Raw genomic sequence first — 6,298 nt, forward strand, 5'->3', positions numbered from 1 at the left:
CCAAAGGAACCCACAAAGGGGTTGTTACTTGGCACTGACTTTCGGCACGCTGTTGAGTTCTCAAGGAGCGGACGCACACCAACCCGACCCTCCCGGGCCTCGTCGATGGCGGCTTGTCCCACTCTACACCGGACTGGCGGTCCTGCACCCTCGGGGTGCTACCCGCGGCCCTCCCGGGCCCGTCCGGCGCGAGAACGAACATACACGACACCGGGCGGTCACGTGCAAGTCACCGGGACGCGTCCCCGGTCACACCTCGCGGCTGGAGCCCGAGGAAGGACTCGATGCCCACCGTCAGGCCCGGGCGGCGCCCGATCTCTCGGATCGCCAGCAGCACCCCCGGCATGAAGGAGGCCCGGTCGAAGGAGTCGTGCCGCAGGGTCAGCGTCTCCCCCGCCGCCCCGAGGAGCACCTCCTGGTGGGCCACGAGCCCGCGCAGCCGCACGGCGTGGACCGCGACGCCCTCCACGTCGGCACCGCGGGCGCCGGGCAGGGCGTCGGTGGTCGCATCCGGGGACGGCGGCATCCCGGCGGCCCGGCGGGCGGCGGCGACCAGGCGGGCGGTCCGTACGGCGGTGCCCGAGGGGGCGTCCACCTTGTCCGGGTGGTGCAGTTCGACGACCTCCACGGAGGGGAAGAACCGCGCCGCCTCCTGGGCGAAGCGCATCAGCAGGACGGCACCGATGCCGAAGTTGGGGGCGATGACCACGCCCAGGCCCGGCTTGGCCTCGAGCCACTCGGCGACCGTGGCCAGCCGCGCCTCGTCGAACCCCGTCGTCCCCACCACGCAGTGGATGTCGTTGTCGATGCAGAACCGGATGTTGTCCATGACGACGTCCGGGCGGGTGAAGTCCACGACCACCTGGGCGTCGGCGTCGGCGACGTTGAACAGCCAGTCCCCGGCGTCGACCATCGCGACCAGCTCGAGGTCCGGGGCGTCGTTGACCGCCTTGACCACCTCGGTGCCCATGCGGCCCCGGGCACCGAGGACCCCCACCGCGACGGTGCCCGCCCCCTCGATCGGGGCCGCGCCGGCCGGGTGCTCGGAGTGGGGGGTGCTCGTGGTCACCGGGACAGGTTTCCCGGCGGTGCGCCGGGATGCAAGGCGGCCTCCCGGGCTCAGCGCCGCCGTTCCAGCCGCTCCCAGAGCAGGCAGCCGCCGAGGGCGCCGACGACGTCGGCGAGCCAGTCGGCGACCGAGCCCGAGCGGTCCAGCGGGGCCAGGGCCTGCACGACCTCGCTCCCGGCGGCGTACAGCACGAGCCCGGTCAGCAGCGGGGTCCCGCGGACGCCGGCCCAGCGACCGGCGACCGCGAGCACGGCGAACAGCAGGACGTGCACCACCGTGTCTGTGTACGGCGGGGCCGCGGGGACGTCGGACCCGGGGGCGAACAGCACCGCCAGGGAGACGAGCACCGCGACCGCGAAGACGCCGCGGGACAGGGCGCCGTGCACGGCGAGGACCGGGTGCGGGGCCGCCATCAAAGGTGCGTGGTCACAGCCGGTCGAGGTCGGACTCGCGGTACGGGCCGACCACCGCCAGGCAGGTCTCGCGGGTGAACAGCTCCGCGGCCACGTCGCGCACCTGCTGCTCGTCCACGGCGCCGATGCGGTCGAGCACCTCGCGCACCGGGAGGTACTCGCCGTAGGAGAGCTCGCTCTTGCCGAGCCGGCTCATCCGGGAGCCGGTGTCCTCCAGACCGAGGACCAACCCGCCGCGCAGCTGACCGCGTCCCCGGGCGACCTCCTCGTCGGTGAGCCCGTCGGCGGCGACCCGGGCCAGCTCCTCGCGCACCAGGCGGAGCACCTCGGGCACCCGCTTCGGCGAGCAGCCGGCGTACACGGAGAAGGCCCCGGTGCCGGCGTAGTGGGTCAGCGCACTGCCCACGCTGTAGACCAGCCCCCGCTTCTCGCGGATCTCCTGGAACAGCCGCGAGCTCATCCCGCCACCGACCGCGGTCTCCAGGACCGCGGCGGCGTACCGCCGCTCGTCGAGCCGGCCGAGGCCGACCGACCCCAGCAGGAGGTGGGTCTGCTCGGTCCGCCGCCGGATCAGCCCGGCCGCCCGGGCGGGGCGGGTCGACCCGGCGACCTCCTCGCCGCGCCGGAGCGGAGCCGGGCGGTCCGGGCCGGCCAGCCGGGAGCCGAAGGCGGCGGCGACGAGGTCGAGGACCTGCCGGTGCTCCACCCGACCGGCCGCGGTGACGACGATCGAGGGGACGGCGTAGCGGCGGCGGTACCAGCCGTCGACGTCGTCCCGGGTCAGGCCCTCGATGGACTCCACCGTGCCGAGGACGGACCGGCCGAGCGCGGTGCCGCCGAAGAGCGTCTCGGCGAACAGGTCGTGCACGGCATCGGAGGGCTCGTCGTCGCGCATGGCGATCTCCTCGAGCACCACCGTGCGCTCGGACTCCAGGTCGGCCTGCGTGTTGAGCGCCTCGGTGACCAGGTCACCCAGCAGCGTCACCGCCAGCGGGAGGTCGCTGGCGAGCACGTTGGCGTAGTAGCAGGTGTGCTCCTTGGCGGTGAAGGCGTTCATCTCCCCGCCGACCGCGTCCATCGCCGTGGCGATCTCGAGCGCCGTCCGGTGCGACGTCCCCTTGAACAGCAGGTGCTCGAGGAAGTGCGACGCGCCGGCCACCCGGTCGGTCTCGTCGCGGGAGCCGACGCCCACCCAGATGCCGACGGTGGCCGACAGCACGCCGGGCATGGTCTCGGTGAGGACCCGCAGCCCCCCGGGCAGCTCGGTCCGCTCAACCCGGCCACCGACCTCGTCGACGTCCAGGACGACGGTCTCCCCCACGCGCCCGACGGCGGCCGGGGCCGGGGCGGACGCCGTCGCGTCCGTCCCGACCCCGGCCAGGGCCCGCTGGCGAGCCGTCACGCCTCCGCGGGGGCGGACTCGGGGGCAGCCGCCTCGCCGGAGGCCTCCTCGGCCGCCACCGGCACGAGGCTGATCTTGCCGCGGGCGTCGATGTCGGTGATCTCGACCTGCAGCTTGTCGCCGACGTTCACGACGTCCTCGACCTTGCCGATGCGCTTGCCGCCACCCAGCTTGCTGATGTGCACCAGACCGTCCTTGCCGGGCAGCAGGGAGACGAAGGCACCGAACGGCGTGGTCTTGACGACCGTGCCGAGGAACCGCTCGCCGACCTTGGGCATCTGCGGGTTGGCGATGGCGTTGATCCGGTCGACCGCCGCCTGGGCCGACGGGCCGTCGGAGGCGCCGACGTAGATGGTGCCGTCGTCCTCGATGGTGATGTCGGCACCGGTGTCGTCCTGGATCGAGTTGATCATCTGGCCCTTGGGGCCGATGACCGCGCCGATCTTGTCGACCGGGATGCGCACCGTGGTGACCCGCGGGGCGTACGGGCTCATCTCGTCGGGGCCGTCGATGGCCTCGTTCATGACGTCGAGGATGTGCAGCCGGGCGGCACGGGCCTGGGTGAGCGCCTGGGCCAGCACGTCGGACGGGATGCCGTCGAGCTTGGTGTCCAGCTGCAGCGCGGTGACGAAGTCGCGGGTGCCGGCGACCTTGAAGTCCATGTCACCGAAGGCGTCCTCGGCACCGAGGATGTCGGTCAGCGCGACGTACTCGGTCGTGCCGTCGACCTCGTCGGAGACCAGGCCCATGGCGATGCCGGCCACCGGCGCCTTGAGCGGCACACCGGCGTTGAGCAGCGCCAGGGTCGAGGCGCAGACCGAGCCCATGGACGTTGAGCCGTTGGAGCCCAGCGCCTCGGACACCTGCCGGATCGCGTAGGGGAACTCCTCGCGGTCGGGCAGCACGGGCAGCAGCGCCCGCTCGGCGAGCGCGCCGTGGCCGATCTCGCGCCGCTTCGGGGAGCCGACGCGGCCGGTCTCACCGGTGGAGTACGGCGGGAAGTTGTAGTTGTGCATGTAGCGCTTGCGGTTCTCCGGGGAGAGGGTGTCCAGCTGCTGCTCCATGCGGAGCATGTTCAGCGTGGTGATGCCCAGGATCTGGGTCTCCCCGCGCTCGAACAGCGCCGAGCCGTGCACCCGGGGGACGACCTCGACCTCGGCCGACAGCGGCCGGATGTCGGTGACGCCGCGGCCGTCGATGCGGACCTTGTCCCGCAGGATGCGCTGCCGGACGACCTTCTTGGTGACCGCGCGGAAGGCCGCGGAGACCTCCTTCTCCCGGCCCTCGAACCGGTCGGCGAGGGCGGCCTTGACGGCTTCCTTCAGCTCGTCGGTCGCGGCCTCGCGCTCCTGCTTGCCGGCGATGGCCTGCACCTCGGTCAGCCGGGTGGCGGCCTCGGCCTCGACGGCGGCGTACACGTCGTCCTGGTAGTCGAGGAAGCGCGGGAAGTCGGCGACGGGCTTGGCGGCCTTGCCGGCCAGGGCGCTCTGCGCCTCGCACAGCGACCGGATGAACGGCTTGGCCGCCTCGAGGCCTTGGGCGACGACCTCCTCGGTCGGGGCGGGCGCACCGTCGGCGACCAGCTGGATCGTCCTCTGGGTGGCCTCGGCCTCGACCATCATGATCGCGACGTCGCCGTCCGGGAGCACCCGGCCGGCCACCACCATGTCGAAGACGGCGTCCTCGAGCTCGGCGTGCGTCGGGAAGCCGACCCACTGGCCGTTGACCAGCGCGACCCGGCAGCCGCCGACCGGGCCGGAGAACGGCAGGCCCGACAGCTGGGTGGACGCCGAGGCGCCGTTGATGGCCAGCACGTCGTAGAGGTGGTCGGGGTCCAGCGACAGGACCGTGATGACCACCTGGACCTCGTTGCGCAGACCCTTGGCGAAGGTCGGCCGCAGGGGGCGGTCGATCAGCCGGCAGGTGAGGATGGCGTCCTCGGAGGGCCGGCCCTCGCGGCGGAAGAACGAGCCGGGGATGCGGCCGGCGGCGTACATCCGCTCCTCGACGTCCACCGTCAGCGGGAAGAAGTCGAACTGCTCCTTGGGCTGCCGGCCGGCCGTGGTGGCCGACAGCAGCATGGTGTCGCCCATGCTGACGACGACCGACCCGGCGGCCTGGCGGGCCAGCCGGCCGGTCTCGAAGGTGACGCTGCGGCTGCCGAAGCTGCCGTTGTCGATGACCGCGGTGGCGGTGGTGACCCCGTCCTCGGGGTCGAACTCGGCAGCGATGCTGCCCTGGGTGGTGGGTGCGGACACGTCGTCCTCTTCCTACGTCGCATGCGGCGACGTCCTCTTGTGGCGCCCCGCGCCGGACTCCGGCTCGGTGACCGGTCTTCGATCGAAGCCCCCGGGACCGTTCCCCCGCGCGGGGGTCGGCATGCCCGGGAGCCACTACCGAGGACCGGCCGCGGAGGGTCCTCCGGCGCGGGCGGCCGCGGTGCTCGTGCGGCGGGTGCCGCACGAGAGAGGGGACCGTCCCGGTGGGACGGCCCCCTCGTCGTGCTAGCGGCGCAGACCGAGCCGCTCGATGAGGGAGCGGTACCGGTTGATGTCGGTCTTGGCCAGGTAGTTCAGCAGCCGCCGGCGGCGACCGACCAGCAGGAGCAGGCCCCGCCGGCTGTGGTGGTCGTGCTTGTGCTGCTTGAGGTGCTCGGTGAGATCGCTGATCCGGCGGGTCAGCATCGCGACCTGGACCTCGGGCGAGCCCGTGTCCTTCTCGACCGTCGCGTACTCGGTCATGATCTGCTGCTTCGTCGCGCTGTCGAGCGCCATGGACGGCCTCCTGGTCAGGTCACGTGTGGCCCCCGGTCTCTGTCACGGGGGCAGCTCGCACACGCGTCGGGTGAACCGACGACAGCCCAGGTTACCAGTGGCACGGTCGTCCTCCGGACGACGACCGCGACCGGGTGCCGTCCGGGGAGATCGTCCGGGGGCGCTGTGCGCCTGCGGCGCACGATCCTGCCGGTCATGCCCCGCGACCGCACACCACCGGGGCCCGCAGGGCCCCCGAGGAGGGAGGCGGCGGAGCGGCCCAGCCCCAGCCGGGGACGGCACGTGGCCGCGGTGCGACCGACGAGCGGGGCCCGACAGGGCCCCCGAGGAGGGAGGCGGCGGAGCGGCCCGGCCCCAGCCGGGGACGGCACGTGGCCGCGGTGCGACCGACGAGCGGGGCCCGACAGGGCCCCCGAGGAGGGACGCGGCGGAGCGGCCCGGCCCCAGCCGGGGACGGCACGTGGCCGCGGTGCGACCGACGAGCGGGGCCCGACAGGGCCCCCGAGGAGGGACGCGGCGGAGCGGCCCGGCCCCAGCCGGGGACGGCACGTGGCCGCGGTGCGACCGACGAGCGGGGCCCGACAGGGCCCCCGAGGAGGGACGCGGCGGAGCGGCCCGGCCCCAGCCGGGGACGGCACGT

The 6,298-nt window shown here is 73.6% G+C and carries 5 protein-coding genes; all 5 read right to left on the reverse strand.

Annotated elements, in window-relative coordinates; all coding sequences use genetic code 11:
• Positions 1 to 229 precede the first annotated feature (229 nt).
• A complete protein-coding gene (dapB, locus tag ACI8AC_RS25035; RefSeq protein ID WP_456900569.1) occupies positions 230 to 1,069 on the reverse strand; it encodes a 4-hydroxy-tetrahydrodipicolinate reductase in 840 nt (279 codons plus the stop codon).
• A 50-nt stretch (positions 1,070 to 1,119) separates the two neighbouring features.
• Positions 1,120 to 1,482 carry a VanZ family protein gene (locus ACI8AC_RS25040; protein WP_456900570.1) on the reverse strand — a complete coding sequence of 121 codons (363 nt, stop codon included), beginning with the start codon at positions 1,480 to 1,482 and terminating at the stop codon, positions 1,120 to 1,122.
• A gap of 13 nt (positions 1,483 to 1,495) precedes the next feature.
• Complete coding sequence (locus ACI8AC_RS25045) at positions 1,496 to 2,884, reverse strand: M16 family metallopeptidase (RefSeq protein ID WP_456900571.1); 1,389 nt, start codon at positions 2,882 to 2,884, stop codon at positions 1,496 to 1,498.
• Entirely contained in the window at positions 2,881 to 5,142 is a 2,262-nt protein-coding gene (locus tag ACI8AC_RS25050) for a polyribonucleotide nucleotidyltransferase (protein ID WP_456900572.1), read from the reverse strand. The genes ACI8AC_RS25045 and ACI8AC_RS25050 overlap by 4 nt, the downstream gene beginning before the upstream one ends.
• A 246-nt stretch (positions 5,143 to 5,388) precedes the next feature.
• A complete protein-coding gene (gene rpsO / locus ACI8AC_RS25055; protein ID WP_072920360.1) occupies positions 5,389 to 5,658 on the reverse strand; it encodes a 30S ribosomal protein S15 in 270 nt (89 codons plus the stop codon).
• Between the last annotated feature and the right edge of the window lie 640 nt (positions 5,659 to 6,298).

It is taken from the genome of Geodermatophilus sp. SYSU D00758, from assembly GCF_054049955.1.

Excerpts from the sequence above, each read along its gene's own strand:
- ACI8AC_RS25040 (WP_456900570.1), bottom strand. The coding sequence starts at position 1,482 with ATGGCGGCCCCGCACCCGGTCCTCGCCGTGCACGGCGCCCTGTCCCGC.
- rpsO (WP_072920360.1), bottom strand. The coding sequence starts at position 5,658 with ATGGCGCTCGACAGCGCGACGAAGCAGCAGATCATGACCGAGTACGCG.